We start from the raw sequence: 15,593 nt of genomic DNA, 5'->3' as shown, positions 1-15,593 counted from the left end.
AGGAGAGAGCGCTCTCTCTGCTCTTGGGAGGATCCATGTTCCGATTAAGGACCCCGCTGTGGGCGGCGGTGGCCCTGGTGGCCGCGCTGGTCACCGCTCCGCCGGCCCAGGCCGCCGCCGAACCGCTGACCGTCACCGACTTCGAGGCCACGACCCTGCCCGCGGGCGTCTCCGCCTGGGGCAACGACACCGCCTCGACCCCGGCCCTGACCGTCGAGCCCGACGCGACCCGGCCCGGCGCCCCCACGACCAACCGGGTGCTCAAAGCGGTCTACAACGTGAGCCAGTGGGGCGGCTGGTCCCACGACCTGACGACCGCCCAGGACTGGTCCGCCTACGAAGGGTTCTCCTTCTGGGTCAAGGGCACCGGATCCGGGCAGAAGGTGTTCTTCGAGATCAAGGACGGCGGCGGCGGAGCGGGCAGCTCTGAGCTGTTCGAGTCGTCCTTCACCGACGACACGGCCGGATGGCGGCAGGTACAGGTGCCGTTCTCCGGCTTCACCCGCCGCGGCGACTACCAGCCGGGCGGGGCCCCCACCGACGGACAGCTCGACCTTGTCGCCATGTGGGGCTACTCGATGCGACTCCCGGCCGCCTCCGGCACGCTGTTCTGGGACGACGTGCAGGTCTACGGCACCGCCCCGCCCCGGCCCGTACGCCTGGCCACGGACAAGCCGGTCTATCCGGTGAACGAGAAGGGCACGGCCGAGATACGCGTCTCGGTCACCACCGCCACCGGCGGCCCGCTCCCCGCCGACCTGGCCGTCGGCTACCGCACCGGCACCGGCACGGCCACCCCCGGCCAGGACTACACACCGGTCGAGGGCACGCTGACCTTCCCCGCGGGCACCGCCTCTGGCTCGGCCAAGGCGTTCACGGTCAAGACACTGGCCGACGGCGCGGCCGAGGTCGCCGAGACCATCCCGATCGAGCTGTCCGGCACGGGCACCAGACCCCCGGCCGAGGCTCCGGCCATCGTGATCAACGCGCACGGCCTGCCGTACCTCGACGCTCGTAAGCCCGTCAAGCAGCGGGTCGCCGACCTGCTCGGCCGGATGAGCACCGAGGAGAAGGTCGGCCAGATGACGCAGGCCGAACGCGGCGCGCTCGGCTCGCCGAACGACATCGCCACCTACCTGCTCGGCTCGCTGCTGTCGGGCGGCGGCTCCACCCCGGCGACCAACACGCCGAAGGCGTGGGCCGACATGATCGACGGCTTCCAGCTGCGCGCCCAGCAGACGCGGCTGCAGATCCCGCTGATCTACGGCGTCGACGCGGTTCACGGGCACAACAACGTGGTCGGTGCGACGATCTTCCCGCACAACGTCGGCCTCGGCGCCACCCGCGACGCCGACCTGGTCGAGCAGGCGGGCAAGGTCACGGCGAAGGAGGTCAAGGCCACCGGCATTCCGTGGGACTTCGCGCCGTGCCTGTGCGTGTCGCGGGACGACCGGTGGGGACGCGCCTACGAGTCGTTCGGCGAGGACCCGGCGCTGGTCTCGCGGCTGACCACGATCATCGACGGCCTGCAGGACAACGGCGTGCTGGCCACGGCCAAGCACTACGTCGGCGACGGCGGCACCACGTACGGCTCCTCGACCGGCGACTACAAGATCGACCAGGGCGTCACCCAGCTCACCAGGGAACAGCTGGCGGCCATCCACCTGGCGCCCTTCGCCGAGGCGGTCAAGCGTGGCGTGGGCAGCGTCATGCCGTCGTTCTCCAGCGTCGACTTCGGCCAGGGGCCGCTCAAGATGCACGCGCACAAGGAGTTGATCACCGACGTGCTCAAGGGCCGGCTCGGCTTCAAGGGCTTCGTGATCAGCGACTGGCAGGCCATCGACCAGATCCCCGGTGACTATCCGAGCGACGTGCGTACCTCGATCAACGCCGGGCTCGACATGATCATGGTGCCGTACGCGTATCCGCTGTTCACGAGCACGCTCAAGGCCGAGATCGCGGCCGGAGGGGTGCCCATGGCGCGGATCGACGACGCGGTCTCCAGGATCCTGACGCAGAAGTTCCGGCTCGGCCTGTTCGAGCACCCGTACGCCGACCGTTCCGGCATCGGCGACGTCGGGTCGGCCGCCCACCGCGCGGTGGCCCGCACGGCCGCTGCGAAGTCGCAGGTGCTGCTGAAGAACGAGGACCGGCTGCTGCCGCTGCGCCGCGACGCCAAGGTGTACGTCGCCGGATCCAACGCCGACGACCTCGGCAACCAGAGCGGCGGCTGGACGATCACCTGGCAGGGCTCGTCCGGGCCCATCACGCAGGGCACCACGATCCTGTCGGCGATCCGTGGCCGGGCGGCCTCCGTCACCTATTCGGCCGACGCCTCCGCGCCGCTGGCCGGGCATGACGTGGGTGTCGTGGTGGTGGGCGAGAAGCCGTACGCCGAGGGCCAGGGCGACGTGGGCGTCAACGGGCACACGCTCGACCTGTCGGCTGCCGACCGGGCCGCGATCGACCGGGTGTGCGGGGCGATGAAGTGCGCCGTGCTGGTCGTCTCCGGCCGCCCGCTGCTGCTGGGCGACCTGTCCAAGGTCAAGGCGCTGGTGGCGTCGTGGCTGCCGGGCACCGAGGGCGCCGGCGTGGCCGACCCGCTGTTCGGGGCCGTGCCGTACACGGGGCGGCTGCCCTTCACCTGGTTCCGTACGGCGGAGCAGGTGCCGATCAACGTGGGCGACGCGACCTACGACCCGCTTTATCCGTACGGCTGGGGACTGCGCACCGACCGGGCCCGCGACCGGCTCAAGGCGGCCTACGACCGGCTCTCCGGCGGCGACGGAGCCTCCAGGGCGGCTTCGGCGGCGTTGCTGGTGGCGCTGCTGGGCAACAACTGGAATGCCGACGGCTCCGTGCGGCAGACCCGCGTCGTGCTGGGGGCGATCGGCACCGCGGCGGCGCTGCTCGACCGTTCGAAGACGGACGCGTACGCGCAGGACGACGCCGTCGTCTCGGTGGCCAGAGACATCGCCCAGACCACCGGCAGACGGCCCGACCTGCAGGCGTCGGCCGACCATGAGCTGGCGGCCGGCAACGTACACAAGGCGGTGGAACTGCTGACACAGGCGGCCCGCTGACGTAAGGCGGCAGACCTGCTGACGTAGGCGGCCCACTGACGGCGACGGCGGTGGAGCTGCTGCTGACGCAGGCCGTCCGCTGACGCAAGGACCGACTTCTGGCGCCAGCTCGCCAGAAGCCGGTCCACTCGTCTGTTACCGGTCCGCTGACCTGTCAGACGTCCCTGCAGAGGCAGAACGTGTGGCCGGCCGGGTCGAGGAAGACGCGGAAGGAGTCGTCATCGCTCGGCTGGTGCTCGTGCTTGGTGGCACCGATCTCCAGCACCTGGGCCTCGGCCTTGTCCATGTCGCCGACCGTCACGTCGATGTGCATCTGCTGGGGATGCTCCGCACCGGGCCAGACCGGCGGCCGGTAGTCGTCGACGGCCTGGAAGGCCACCCGCGCGGGCGGGCCTCCATTGGTGACGACGGCCCACTCCTCGTCGGACCCCTCCAGGATGGGCCAGCCGAGCAACCGCGAATAGAACTGGGCCAGCTCCATCGGATGGGCACAATCGAGGACCGTGGTCCGGAACTCCGCGATGCCGTTCATTACCTACCTCCGAGACTGTTATACCGATGGCCACCGACGGTTTCGTCGGGGCCAACAGCGACAATGGATGCCATGGCTGCCAACTCGTTCATGGTCCCACTCGGCTCTCCAGCGCCCGATTTCCAGCTGACCGCGATCCACGGCGGCAGCGTCTCGCTCGCGGATCTCAAGGATTCGCCCGCCATTCTCGTGGCGTTCCTGTCGAACCACTGCCCCTACGTGCGGCACATCGAGCGCGGCCTCAGCACCCTGGCCACCGACTACGGCCCCAGGCTGTCGATGGTCGCCATCTGCAGCAACGACAGCGTGAACTACCCCGACGACGACCCGACACACCTGGCCGAGCAGGCGTCGCGGGCGGGCTTCCCGTTCCCCTATCTGCTCGACGATACGCAGGAGACCGCCAAGGCGTATCGGGCGGCGTGCACGCCCGACTTCTTCCTGTACGACGCGTCGTTCCGGCTGGCCTACCGCGGCGAGTTCGACGATGCCCGGCCCGGCAACTCCGTACCGGTGACGGGGTCCTCGCTGCGCGCGGCGATCGACGCCCTGTTGGCGGGCGACCCGGTGAGCGAGGAGCAGAACCCGTCACTCGGCTGCGGCATCAAGTGGAAGCCAGGCAACGCACCCGTCTGACCACTGCCAAGTGTCAGGCGCGGGTGACGGTGGAAGCCAGGTAAGCACGCCCGCCTGACCCCTGCCGGACGTCGGCGGAAGTGGCGATGGGGACGTCAGGCGGAGGTGGCGATGGCGGCCGGCAGGGCGAGCAGGAGTTCGTGGGGCTCGCCCTGCCAGCCCCGGATCAGCCGGAAGCCGGCCTCTCCGGGGTCGAAGTCGTCACAACCCAGCGGCCCGAAACAGCCTGCCTGGTCGAGCAGCACGATGAGCGGGTCGTCGTCGGGCAGGCCGCCCGCGTAGGCGGCCGCGTCGAGGAGCGCCAGCGCGCACCTCGCGTTGAGGCCGTCGTCTCGGGTCTCCACACGGTCGAGGCGGCGCCAGGCATGGGTACGCAGGTACGCGGCGAGCGATTCGGACCTACTCACGACAACCTTCTTCGGTCACACATGGGCTGTTCATACGTTGGGCTACGACATCATCACGCAAAGTGAGTGCCGCGCGTGGGACCTTGGGCAACTTCCGCCGTGTCGCCACCCCGGAAACCACAACGAAACGGACGTGAGGGATCATCTGTCACATGAGCCAGTTCGATGACCTCATTTCCGCCAATGCGAAATATGCTGCTAAATTCCGGAATTCCGAACTGACCGGCCGGGCCGCTCGCGGACTCGGCGTCGTGACCTGCATGGACTCCCGCATCGACCCCCTCGGCCTGCTCGGTCTAGAGGCGGGCGACGCCAAGATCCTGCGGAACGCGGGCGCGCGCGTGACGGACGACGTCCTGCGTACCCTCGTCCTGGCCGTCTACCTGCTCGGCGTAGAACGCGTGCTGGTGATGCCCCACACCGACTGCGGCATGTCCAAGGTCACCGACGCCGATGTGTACGAGCTCACCCAGCGGCACGGTGTCGACACCCGCAGCCTGGAGTTCCACACCGTCCCCGACCAGGACGCGGCCCTGCGCCATGACCTGACGCGGATCCGCTCCTCGCCCTTCCTGCCGCCGGGACTGCCGGTGGGCGGCGCGATCTACGACGTGCACACGGGCGAACTGCTGCCGGTCGACCTGATATGACTCTCCGCTTAACCTGATAACTCTTCGTTTTGTGAGAAATATCGCACCAAAGCGGTCTCTCACTTTGCCGTGCCGTTACCTGTGATATTCCTGTGACCCGTCGGCGATCTTGTCGCCGCGACAGAAACGGGGATGTCATGTTTACGAGCAATCCGGTACCGCCTAACGATCGGTGATCGTCGCCCGGGGGCCAGTCCCCCGCCCGACGCCCTGAAGTCAGCGCATTCGCGCGCTACTCCACACCCATCGATCGTTAGGACGTTGATTTGCGTAAGTCTCTCAACCGTTCCATGGGCCGCCTGGCCCTCGGGCTCAGCGCCGTGACCGTGCTCACCGCCGCCACGGCCATCCCGGCTTCAGCCGCTCTGGCCGCCACCGGCCAGAGCGCGGAGGACGTCGCGTCGGCCCAGGCCGCCGCCGACGGCAAGCCCGTACCCGTGCCGAGCCTGTCGGACGAGTCCAGCACCACCGTCGCCAACCCCGACGGCAGCTTCACCGCGACCATCACCTCGGGCCCGTCCCAGGTGCAGCAGAACGGCCAGTGGGTGCCCATCGACACCTCACTCGTCGCCGACGGCGCGGTACTGAAGCCGCGTGCCTCACGCGCCCAGGTCGAGGTCTCCAACGGCGGCGAGGGCACGCTGGCGAAGATGACCGACGACAACGGCCGCGTGTTCTCGCTCAAGTGGCCGACCGCGCTGCCCAAGCCGGTCGTCAAGGCGAACGTCGCCACCTTCACCGACGCGGCGGGCCCGGGGGCCGACCTCGTCGTCACCGTCCTGCCGACGGGATTCCGTCACGACGTCGTTCTGCGCGAGAAGCCCTCCGGTCCGCTGGAGCTCCGCATTCCCGTACAGACCGAGGGCGTCGAACTGTCCGAGTCGGCCGACGGCCGCCTTCTCCTGACCAGTACGGCCGGCGACAAGGTGATCGCCGCCGGGCCGCAGCCGGTCATGTGGGACTCGAAGGGCCACGGCAAGCCCCGCGGCGACTCGCTCTCGAAGATCGACACCGCGGTCGAGACGCAGAACGGCACCAAGGTCCTCGTGCTCAAGCCGGACGCCAAGTTCCTGGCGGACCCGGCGCGCGTCTACCCGGTGACCGTCGACCCGGTGATCACGCTGCCGAGCGTGACGGACACCGACGTCGCCACCTCCTGGGCCTCGCACCCCGGTGACCCGATGATCATCGCGGGCACGATGCCCTGGGAGAACGGCCAGGGCGGCGACGTCATGCGCAGCCTGGTCAAGTTCGACACCCACAAGCTGACCGGAAAGCGGGTCATCTTCGCCAACATGGCGATGTGGAACCTGGAGACGAACGCCTGCGGCCTCCGCGTGGGCTCCGGCCTCACCGCCCAGCGGATCACCAGCTCGTGGGACGAGACCGACCTGAACTGGGACAACAAGCCCACCACCACCGCAGAGGGCCAGGCGACGAACCGCGCGGGGCGCGGCCGCACCTGGACCGCGCCGTGCGCCGGAGGCGCCGGCTACCTGTCGTGGCCGGTGACCACCATGGCCAAGGCCTGGGCTTCGGGCGCTGCCAACTACGGCGTCCAGCTGAAGGGCGCCGACGAGACGGAGGCCACCAACTGGCGCGCCTTCGCCGCGTCGGAGAACAAGGACGAGGGCGTCAAGCCCCCGACCCTGACGGTCATCTACTGGCGCTGACCATCACCTGAAACCCCGAAGGGGGCCGGGCTCCCCCGGCCCCCTTCGGCATGTCCGAACGAACTCGGCGCGTGGGGACACGCTCGGCGTCCGGATGAGCTCAGCGTGCCTGGACGGGCCCAGCACGTCCGCGCGTGGACCCAGCATGTCCGCGCGTGGACCCAGCGTGCCCAGACTGGCTCAGCGTGCCCGGCGGAGTCGAGGGCGGGGGTGTCAGCTCGTCGAGCCGGAGCGCATCTGCTCGACCTCGTCCTGGAACACGGCCTGCGTCTTGTTCATGAAGTCGGCGATCACCTCAAGCTGCTCATCGCTGTAATCACTCAACGAAGCCCGCCACGCCTTGATCAGCGGCGTGAACACCGGCGCCACATCCACCGCCGCCCGCTCCAGCACGAGCGTCACCACGACCTTCCGCCGATCGGCGTCGTCCCGCTCCCGCCGCACATATCCCACCGATTCGAGCCGATCGATGACCCCGGTGACGGACGCGGTGGTGATCCCGGCCCGCCGCGCCAATTCGCTGGCCGTCAGGGCCCCTTCGCTCAACAGGTTGAGGCAGTGGAGATCGGTGGTGTTGATGCCAATGCGTCCCGCAGCCGCCTGACTCATCGAGACCGAAAGCACGTTGGTCTTGCGCAGCGCTTCGAGCAACGCGGTCACCAACGTCGCACGTCTTGACATCGCCCACCAAACTCTCTAGCTTTTCAAATATCTAGGAAAACTAGAGATAAGCATCTCTAGCAACTAGCCAATCGGAAGGATATCCCGATGAAGGACGTCGTCATGCGCCTGTACGACGAGGTGCTCAACCAGGGCAGGTTGGACGTAGCCGACGAGATCATCGCCAGCACCCTCTCCACCGGCCCCAACGACCCACCCGGCCCGGAGCGCGTCAAGCAGATCTCCACCCACATCCGCTCAGCCCTCCCAGACATGCACTTCGACGTCCAGGACATGATCGCAGAAGACAACAAAGTTGCCACCAGATGGACCCTGAGCGGCACCCACACCGGCACCTTCTTCGGCGTCCCGCCAACGAACCAGCCCTTGGAGATCAGGGCCTGCGTCATCTTCGAACTCAAGGACAACCAGATCACCAACCTGTGGCCGATCCTGGACACCAGCACCTTGCGCCCCATCTGACGCCAGACCGAACCCCCTCGGCCCCGGCGCCCGCCCGCACCCCGATCCCCGGGCCTCCCCGCACCCCGGTCCCCGTGCCCCGCCTGGGTTCCAGCCCCGGCCCCGACCTGGCCCGCCCCCGCGCCCCGGACCCCGCCTGCACCCCAGCCCCGACCCCGGCCCCGTCCCAGTCCGGCCCGGCCCCGCCCCGCCCCGAGGACGAACGATCTTGACGCGGGACGAGCAGCGGCCACCGTCCTCGCGCCGAGAAAGAACAGCAGCACGTAAACAAGCGAGCCCGGCCACAGATCAGCTGAGCGTCACCACAGGCGTGGCCTTGCTCACGGCATGCCGGCGTTAGTGGCCAGGAACGGCAGCACCGTTGGCAGAACGTCGGTCGATCTGTCCCAGCAGCCCTTGTGATCTGCGTCGGAGATGGACAAGAAGTGCACGCCTGAGCCCTCGGCGAAGGCCTGCATCGGCCCGTGCCAAGGATCGGCCGTGCCCGCGTACAGCAGCATCGGCACGCCGGAGTCGGTGAGTTCCCGATGGAGTCCAGGCTCGCGTGAGAACGCCTCATAATTGGCGCGGAAACCGGCAGGATCACCTGCCTCGATCAGGGCGGCCTGATAGGGATCCGCAGCGGCGCCTTGCTTCATCAGCTGGTACGCGTCGGTGTCGGCGGGCAGGCCGAGCAGACGCAGCGTAGGACCGACCGCAGAGCGGAAACCATCGATAGGATCAAACCCGCCGGCCACCAGGCAGGTCAGCCGGTCGGGCGCATGCGCGGCGACCGCGTAACCGGTCATGGCGCCGAGCGAGTATCCCCAGAACGCGGCCCTTTCGACGCCTACCTCGTCCAGCACCGCCGTGACGGAGTCCACCCGCCGTTCCAGCGAATAGTCCTCGACCTGATGCGGAGCGTCGCTCCCACCCAGGCCGAGCGGGTCGATGGCGATCACAGTACAGGTGGGCGTGAGGGCGGACGTGTACCCGCTATGCGTCCAATGTGCTCCGTCCTGGAACATGCCCGGATGAAGCACCACTGCGGGGCCCTCGCCGGAGACCTCGTAGGAAATCTTGAAACCATTGCTGCGTGCGATGGGCACGTGTTGTTCCTCATCTGTTCACGAAGATCCTGCCTGCACGCAGGACCGTTACGCTTGATAACGGGATCAATCGTGACGCAAGCTTAGAGAGCTTCGGAAGAAGGCACTTTCTTGTCGCAACGGAACACCGCAGTAACAAACCAGCTCACGCCCGCGACGACGGCCCCCGCCCCTGACGATTGCCCGCTGCCCGAGGTCCTGAACTTGATCGGCGGCAAGTGGAGCGCTCAGGTACTGGTCGAGCTGGGCAAAGGTCCGCGCCGCTTCACCCAGCTGGAGCGCGCGATCACGGGCATCAGCCGTCGCATGCTGACCGTCAGCTTGCGCGATCTCGAACGCAACGGGCTCATCACCCGAACCGTGTACCCGGATTCCCCACCGCGAGTCGAGTACGCCACTACTCCATTGATCGAAGACATACGCGAGCCCCTCGAAGCGCTCACGGACTGGGCCCGTCTCGCGGCCCCTGCCATCACCGCAGCCCGCCGAGCCTACGACGGTTCAGCCGATTCACATCTCTGATGCGCTGTCATTTCTCACCGACATTACTGGCGGGTACCGGAATCTAGCGCTGTCAGAACTGACCGAAAACGCTGCTACTCGTCACTGACGAAACCACCCGCCACTGCGACACCGTTACCGAGGCACTACTTCCCCTGGTCGACCGCGTCCTCGACGCCGCCCGCACGGGCCTGGCCGAGCTCACGGCCGGTGAGCCAAACCCTCACGCCGCTCGTCTTGACGGCCCCGGCGCCTTCTCTGAGGGATGGGCGCGGACAGCCGAGAACGCCGCGAGCCGAAACGAGCCTGGGTGAAGGGCCTGAGGACTGCAACGGCCCTGGGCATGCTGAGCAGGTCCTGGGTGCGCTCTGGAACGGGCCTGAGCGGCCCTGGAGCGTGCTGACCAGGTCTAGGCGCGCCCCAGTGCCCCACGATGGGCCTGACGCGCCAAGGCCTGTCAGAGCGGCCTCAAACGCGGCCTTGGCGGACTGTCGGGCACCACGGGCCCAACCACACGGAAGCCACGGTCAATCATGCGCACGTCACGGCGCCCGACCCGCTCCACCGGAGGAGCGTGCCCCTGGACAGACCTCAGCCCGCTACGGCGTCGGGGGCTCACCGTGCCTGCCGTAAAAGAAAGCCCGAAAAAGAAGAGCCGCAAAAACGGCGCCGAGCAGGCAAAACCAAGCAGAGGTTTAGGCGTCAATATGGTCGCGGTCGACTTCGGCGGCGCTGCTGACGATGAACTCGCGGCGCGGAGCCACGTCGCTGCCCATCAGCAGGCTGAAGATCCCCTCCGCCGTCTCCGCGTCCTCGATGCGGACGCGGCGCAGGATGCGGTGGCGGGGGTCCATCGTGGTCTCCGCGAGCTGGTCGGCGTCCATCTCGCCCAGACCCTTGTAGCGCTGCACCGGGTCCTTCCAGCGCCGGCCGCGTCGCTCCAGGTCGCGCAGCACCTTCTGCAGCTCGGCGTCGGAGTAGCAGTAGATGTACTTCTCCTTGCCCCGGCCGGGGTTGGTGAGCTCGATGCGGTGCAGCGGCGGGACCGCGGCGAACACCCGGCCCGCCTCGACCATGGGCCGCATGTAGCGGTGGAAGAGGGTCAGCAGCAGGCAGCGGATGTGGGCGCCGTCGACGTCGGCGTCGGCCATCAGGATGACCTTGCCGTAACGGGCCGCCTCGATGTCGAAGGAGCGGCCGGAGCCCGCGCCGACCACCTGGATGATCGCGGCGCACTCGGCGTTCTTGAGCATGTCGCTCACGGACGCCTTCTGCACGTTGAGGATCTTGCCGCGGATCGGCAGGAGGGCCTGGAACTCCGAGTCGCGGGCCAGCTTGGCGGTGCCCAGCGCGGAGTCGCCCTCGACGATGAACAGCTCGCTGCGGTCGATGTCGTCGCTGCGGCAGTCGACGAGCTTGGCGGGGAGCGCGGAGTTCTCCAGGGCGCTCTTGCGGCGCTGGTTGTCGCGGTGCTCGCGGGCCGCGATGCGGGCCTTGGCGGCGGCGACGATCTTCTCCAGCACGGCGCGCAGGGGCTGCTTGTAGCCGCGCGGCGGGTTGGCGAACAGCTCCTTGAGCTCGCGGGAGACCACGTGGGAGACGATGCGGGTGGCCGCCGAGGTGCCCAGCACCTCCTTGGTCTGGCCCTCGAACTGCGGCTCTGGCACCCGGACCGTGACGACCCCGGTCAGGCCCTCGGAGATGTCCTCGCCCCTGACCGGGTCGTCGCCGTTCTTCAGCAGACGGGTCTCGCGCAGCAGCTCGTTGATCGTGCGGGCCAGGCCGCGCTCGAAGCCGGTGAGGTGGGTGCCGCCCTTGGGGGTGGCGATCACGTTGACGAACGAGCGGACGGTCGAGTCGTAACCCTTGCCCCAGCGCACGGCCACGTCGACGGTGAGCTCACGCTGCACCTCGGTGGGCGTCATGTGGCCCTGGTCATCGAGCACCGGGACGGTCTCGTGGAAGTGGCCGACCCCCTGCAGGCGCAGCACGTCACAGACGGCCTCGTCGCGGGCCAGGAACTCGGTGAACTCGGAGATGCCCCCGTCGAAGTGGAACTCCTCCTCGACCCGCTCCTCGTGCCTGCTGTCGATCACGGTCAGGCTCAGGCCGGGCACCAGGAAGGCGGTCTGACGCAGGCGGACGTGGATCTCGTCGAGCGAGACCTCGGCGTCGGGCAGGAAGATCTGCTTGTCGGCCCAGAACCGCACCCGAGTGCCGGTGATCCGCTTGTGCAGCTTGCCGCCGTCACGCATGCCGGACTTCTTCTTGAACTTGGCCTTCGGGCCGTCGCCGTCGAAGATGCCGGGAACGCCGCGGCGGAAACTGATCTGGTGGATGCGGCCGTCAAGGTCGACCTCGACGTCAAGGCGCTCGGACAGGGCGTTGACCACGGAGGCGCCCACGCCGTGCAGGCCGCCGGACGCGCCGTAGGCGCCGCCGCCGAACTTACCGCCCGCGTGGAGCTTGGTGTAGACGAGCTCCACTCCGGCCAGACCGCTCTTGGGCTCGATGTCGACGGGGATGCCGCGGCCGTCGTCGCGCACCTCGATGGAGCCGTCTGGATAGAGCTCCACCTCGATGCGGGTGCAGTGCCCGGCGAGCGCCTCGTCGACGCCGTTGTCGACGATCTCCCAGAGGCAGTGCATGAGCCCGCGACTGTCGGTTGACCCGATATACATGCCAGGGCGCTTGCGGACCGCTTCCAGCCCCTCAAGCACCGACAGGTGACGAGCCGTGTAACCCGCCTCCACTAGCGTCACTCCGGCTCCCCTGCGTTTAAGCGTCGAACTGAGCATCGAACATGTGTGCGTAGCCTATCGTTCTTCCCCTACGCACGCGTACAAGCTTGCCATGACGGCAGGTTTGGTGTTACCAGGCGACGGCTCTCCATCACTTCCGGCCACATTCTGCTCTCGGCGTAGCCGGGCAGTGATTGGGAACGTCCACGTCCGGTTAGATGTTGTCCAAGTGACTGACGCCAGATCCTCGCTTCGGCGGGGGTGACCCGAAAGGCGATACGTGACTGGAGCTCTCGCCCCCGTTAAGCCGCTGACGGCCCTCGACCGTTGCGACCGTTGCGGCGCCCAGGCCTACATTCGCGCGACCCTGCCCGTGGGTGGGGAGCTGCTGTTCTGCGCTCATCACGGGCGTCAGCACATAGCAGCGCTCCGCGATAAGGGCGCCGACATCCTGGACGAGTCTGCTCGGCTCAGCGAAACCCCAACAGTGGCCCCCAACGACGAGCGCTAACCGGCGCTGGTCGTGATGAGATAACAACATATTGCACGGAGCGGAACGGCGATCCCGGCAGGCCCGGGACCGCCGTTTCGTCATGTCTCAGGCCGTCTCACCGGACGGACACATCGCCGACTTACCTCACCGGTATATCGCCGCCATCTGATCTCACGCGGCCCTACTTCGCTCTGTAGTGATAGCGCGCCCGCGTCTCGAAGCCCTCGCTTCGGTACAGGGCCTGGGCCGCCTCGTTGGGCGCGGTGGTCACCAGATAGGCCGTACGCGCCCCGCTACGCCGTACGAGAGCACGCAACACGCTCCTGGCCAGCCCACGGCGGCGAGCCTGGGGCGACGTGGCCATGCAGTAGATCCCGATCGTCTCCCCCTGCGGCACACCCCGGCCGACGGCGACGGCCTGACCGTCCTCCTCGACCGCGGCGTACAGAGCAGGCACCCCTCGGCAGATCCGCTCAGCCACCTCGACACCCTCGACGTAGCGCCCGTCCACGGCCCACCAGGTCTCCAGCCACCCCGGCCAGGGCCGCTCCTCCACCCGCACCGGATGAACGGCCTGGGAGACACCGCCGCCCCCGACCATGATCACGGTCGGGTCGACGGTCTCATACCCCCGCGCCGACAGCTCGTCATCGAGCCCCGGCATGGCCCCCATCCCCACGGAGAACACGCTCCGCTGCCCCTTTTCGGCATAGAACGCCTCGGCGGCCTCGATCGCGCCAGTGAGATCGGCGGGCCTCCCCAGGGGGAGCACGGAGTTCGCCCGCTTGGTCACTCCTCCGGCGTAGCGAAGGATCCAGCCGTCGTACGTCCGCTGCTCATAGGCGGGCCAGGCCTCATGTACCAGCAAGTCGAAATCCACTCGCGCACCCTACCCAACCAGCGCGAACCTCCCGCGAAGCGGCCAAACCTCGGCGGCCGTATTCCGGAAGAACCCTCAGCAGGCAGGGCAACCCAGACACAAGCAGTGAGCGGCGGGCGGCAGGCTGTGGGCGGTGGGTAGTGGGCATTGACTATGCTGTGGCGTGCTGATTTTGTTGCCGCCCTCGGAGGGGAAGGCCGGTGAAGGCAGCGGTCCCCCTCTAGGGGATCTTTCGTTCCCCGCCCTGGACAGACCGCGCAAACGCGTACTGACCGCGCTCATGAGAGCGTCCAGACGGCGTGACGCCCTCGACGTCCTCGGCCTGTCGCCCGGCCTGGCAGGCGAACTGGCCAAAAACCTGGAGCTCCAAACCGCTCCGGCCCTCCCGGCGGCCGATCTCTATACCGGCGTCCTGTACGAGAAGCTCGGTCTAGGCACCCTGACGGACGAGGCCAGGAAGCGGGCCGAGGAGTCGGTGCTCATCTTCTCCGGCCTCTGGGGCGTGTTGCGGATCACCGATCGCGTCCCGCCGTACCGGCTGTCGATGGGGGTGACTCTGCCGGTGCTGGGTGGGCTGGCCGCGTTCTGGCGGCCCACGGTGTCCAAGGAGCTGGAGCGCCTGGACGGGCTGGTGGTCGATCTGCGTTCGGCCACCTACGCGGGAGCCTGGCAGCCCGGGGAGCGGTCTGTGGCGGTACGGGTGTTCCGCGATGGCAAGGTGGTCAGCCACATGGCGAAGGCGACCCGGGGTGAGATCGCCCGCACCCTGCTGGAGACCGGGGCGGATCCCGCCACACCCGGCGAACTGGCCGCGCTCCTCACCGGCCACGGCCACACGGTCCACCTGATCGAGCCCACCCGGCCCAACCGCCCCTGGACCCTCGACGTCAACCTGTGAAGTCACCCAGGTGATCCGCCGCCCAGGCCGCGAACGTCCGGCCGGGGCGGCTGATCAACCGCTCGACGTCCGTGGTGATCTCGACCGGCACGCCGTCGTTGGACTGCCACCAGTCCAGCAATGGCTCGGCGAACTGCTCGGGGATGTAGTCCGCCATCTCCGCCTTCCACTCCTCCCGCGTGACGTTCCTGATGGTGATGTCCCTGCCGGTCACGTGGCCGAGGATGGCGATCTGCTCGGCGAAGGTGATCGATTCGGGCCCGGTCAGCAGGTACGGCCGGCCGCCCAGGGCCGGCTCGGTGAGCACGGCGGCGGCCGCCTCGGCGATGTCGGCCTCGTGGATGGGGTCGTTGTGCGAGTGGGGGTACGGCAGGCTCACCGGCTCGCCGGCCTTGACGGGCCAGGACCAGCCCAGCGCGTTGCCGGCGAACGAACCCGGGCGCAGCAGCGTGCTGCGGACGGGCGCGGCGGTCAGGGCCCGTTCCACGTCCAGGTGGGACTTGGCCAGGGGGCTGGCCTCGGGGTTCGGGCCGAGCACGGAGGAGGACGACAGCAGCACGATGTGCTCGACTCCGGCCTCGGTCGCCTCCTTGACGAAGGCGTCGATGTGCGACGGTTCGGCGTACAGGAAGACCGAGGTGACACCGGCCAGGGCGGCGGGGAACGTCGCGGGGTCACTGAGGTCGCACGTGGCGATCGACGGGTCGCCGGGCTGGCGGGAGGCCGGGCGGACGGGCAGGCCGCGGCGACGCAGGATGGCGATGAGCTCAGTGGCGACGGCGCCACGCGCGCCGGTAACAAGGGTGGTCATATCGGGAAATGCCTTTCTGGTGATGATTCTGGGGCTTTGTAGGCAGGCCGCTTGGGT

Annotated in this window: 15 protein-coding genes; 8 read left to right on the top strand and 7 right to left on the bottom strand. The window is 68.4% G+C overall.

Going from position 1 to position 15,593, the window contains the following annotated elements:
- Positions 1-35: 35 nt before the first annotated feature.
- A complete protein-coding gene (locus AB0J16_RS28995; protein ID WP_358545019.1) occupies positions 36-3,083 on the top strand; it encodes a glycoside hydrolase family 3 N-terminal domain-containing protein in 3,048 nt (1,015 codons plus the stop codon).
- Positions 3,084-3,237: 154 nt separating this feature from the next.
- Here the strand turns inward: AB0J16_RS28995 and AB0J16_RS28990 are convergent, their stop codons facing one another.
- The gene (locus AB0J16_RS28990) at positions 3,238-3,615 is read right to left on the bottom strand and encodes a VOC family protein (RefSeq protein ID WP_358545018.1); all 378 of its coding nucleotides are present in this window, start codon (positions 3,613-3,615) and stop codon (positions 3,238-3,240) included.
- Positions 3,616-3,687: 72 nt separating this feature from the next.
- Between AB0J16_RS28990 and AB0J16_RS28985 the strand changes: the two genes are divergently transcribed.
- Positions 3,688-4,251 carry a thioredoxin family protein gene (locus AB0J16_RS28985; protein ID WP_358545016.1) on the top strand — a complete coding sequence of 188 codons (564 nt, stop codon included), beginning with the start codon at positions 3,688-3,690 and terminating at the stop codon, positions 4,249-4,251.
- A 95-nt stretch (positions 4,252-4,346) separates the two neighbouring features.
- On the opposite strand, the gene AB0J16_RS28980 is transcribed toward AB0J16_RS28985, so the two are convergent.
- A complete protein-coding gene (locus AB0J16_RS28980; RefSeq protein WP_357940319.1) occupies positions 4,347-4,658 on the bottom strand; it encodes a hypothetical protein in 312 nt (103 codons plus the stop codon).
- A gap of 152 nt (positions 4,659-4,810) precedes the next feature.
- On the opposite strand from AB0J16_RS28980, the gene AB0J16_RS28975 reads away from it, so the two are divergent.
- Together AB0J16_RS28975 and AB0J16_RS28970 are read left to right on the top strand one after the other, a co-directional pair.
- A complete protein-coding gene (locus AB0J16_RS28975) occupies positions 4,811-5,308 on the top strand; it encodes a carbonic anhydrase (RefSeq protein ID WP_358545015.1) in 498 nt (165 codons plus the stop codon).
- Between the two features lie 266 nt (positions 5,309-5,574).
- Positions 5,575-6,981, top strand: coding sequence for a DNRLRE domain-containing protein (locus AB0J16_RS28970; protein WP_358545014.1), 1,407 nt, complete (start codon positions 5,575-5,577; stop codon positions 6,979-6,981).
- Between the two features lie 213 nt (positions 6,982-7,194).
- Here the strand turns inward: AB0J16_RS28970 and AB0J16_RS28965 are convergent, their stop codons facing one another.
- Complete coding sequence (locus tag AB0J16_RS28965; RefSeq protein ID WP_358545012.1) at positions 7,195-7,641, bottom strand: MarR family transcriptional regulator; 447 nt, start codon at positions 7,639-7,641, stop codon at positions 7,195-7,197.
- Positions 7,642-7,749: 108 nt separating this feature from the next.
- Here AB0J16_RS28965 and AB0J16_RS28960 point away from each other — a divergent pair, with 108 nt between their 5' ends.
- On the top strand, positions 7,750-8,124 hold the full coding sequence (locus tag AB0J16_RS28960) for an ester cyclase (protein WP_358545010.1): 375 nt from the start codon (positions 7,750-7,752) through the stop codon (positions 8,122-8,124).
- A gap of 320 nt (positions 8,125-8,444) precedes the next feature.
- On the opposite strand, the gene AB0J16_RS28955 is transcribed toward AB0J16_RS28960, so the two are convergent.
- Complete coding sequence (locus AB0J16_RS28955) at positions 8,445-9,212, bottom strand: alpha/beta hydrolase (RefSeq protein WP_358545009.1); 768 nt, start codon at positions 9,210-9,212, stop codon at positions 8,445-8,447.
- Positions 9,213-9,416: 204 nt separating this feature from the next.
- Between AB0J16_RS28955 and AB0J16_RS28950 the strand changes: the two genes are divergently transcribed.
- The gene (locus AB0J16_RS28950) at positions 9,417-9,734 is read left to right on the top strand and encodes a helix-turn-helix domain-containing protein (protein ID WP_358545008.1); all 318 of its coding nucleotides are present in this window, start codon (positions 9,417-9,419) and stop codon (positions 9,732-9,734) included.
- A 674-nt stretch (positions 9,735-10,408) separates the two neighbouring features.
- Here the strand turns inward: AB0J16_RS28950 and AB0J16_RS28945 are convergent.
- On the bottom strand, positions 10,409-12,511 hold the full coding sequence (locus AB0J16_RS28945; protein ID WP_358545007.1) for a DNA topoisomerase IV subunit B: 2,103 nt from the start codon (positions 12,509-12,511) through the stop codon (positions 10,409-10,411).
- A 223-nt stretch (positions 12,512-12,734) separates the two neighbouring features.
- Between AB0J16_RS28945 and AB0J16_RS28940 the strand changes: the two genes are divergently transcribed.
- A complete protein-coding gene (locus tag AB0J16_RS28940) occupies positions 12,735-12,965 on the top strand; it encodes a hypothetical protein (protein ID WP_357940303.1) in 231 nt (76 codons plus the stop codon).
- Between the two features lie 163 nt (positions 12,966-13,128).
- On the opposite strand, the gene AB0J16_RS28935 is transcribed toward AB0J16_RS28940, so the two are convergent.
- Positions 13,129-13,827 (bottom strand): GNAT family N-acetyltransferase, encoded by a 699-nt coding sequence (locus AB0J16_RS28935; RefSeq protein ID WP_358545006.1) that lies wholly within the window; start codon positions 13,825-13,827, stop codon positions 13,129-13,131.
- A gap of 163 nt (positions 13,828-13,990) precedes the next feature.
- On the opposite strand from AB0J16_RS28935, the gene AB0J16_RS28930 reads away from it, so the two are divergent.
- Positions 13,991-14,725 (top strand): peroxide stress protein YaaA, encoded by a 735-nt coding sequence (locus AB0J16_RS28930; RefSeq protein ID WP_358545005.1) that lies wholly within the window; start codon positions 13,991-13,993, stop codon positions 14,723-14,725.
- On the opposite strand, the gene AB0J16_RS28925 is transcribed toward AB0J16_RS28930, so the two are convergent.
- Entirely contained in the window at positions 14,715-15,536 is an 822-nt protein-coding gene (locus AB0J16_RS28925) for an NAD(P)H-binding protein (protein ID WP_358545004.1), read from the bottom strand. The genes AB0J16_RS28930 and AB0J16_RS28925 overlap by 11 nt on opposite strands.
- Positions 15,537-15,593 lie beyond the last annotated feature (57 nt).

This window comes from Nonomuraea sp. NPDC049750 (genome assembly GCF_040659625.1).
Classification (GTDB): domain Bacteria; phylum Actinomycetota; class Actinomycetes; order Streptosporangiales; family Streptosporangiaceae; genus Nonomuraea.
Note: the sequence above shows the minus strand (reverse complement) of the source record. Positions and strands in the feature narration are given on the sequence as shown.

Coding starts and splice junctions, on each gene's coding strand:
- AB0J16_RS28995 (WP_358545019.1), top strand. CDS start 36: ATGTTCCGATTAAGGACCCCGCTGTGGGCGGCGGTGGCCCTGGTGGCC.
- AB0J16_RS28990 (WP_358545018.1), bottom strand. CDS start 3,615: ATGAACGGCATCGCGGAGTTCCGGACCACGGTCCTCGATTGTGCCCAT.
- AB0J16_RS28985 (WP_358545016.1), top strand. CDS start 3,688: ATGGCTGCCAACTCGTTCATGGTCCCACTCGGCTCTCCAGCGCCCGAT.
- AB0J16_RS28975 (WP_358545015.1), top strand. CDS start 4,811: ATGAGCCAGTTCGATGACCTCATTTCCGCCAATGCGAAATATGCTGCT.
- AB0J16_RS28960 (WP_358545010.1), top strand. CDS start 7,750: ATGAAGGACGTCGTCATGCGCCTGTACGACGAGGTGCTCAACCAGGGC.
- AB0J16_RS28945 (WP_358545007.1), bottom strand. CDS start 12,511: ATGCTCAGTTCGACGCTTAAACGCAGGGGAGCCGGAGTGACGCTAGTG.
- AB0J16_RS28925 (WP_358545004.1), bottom strand. CDS start 15,536: ATGACCACCCTTGTTACCGGCGCGCGTGGCGCCGTCGCCACTGAGCTC.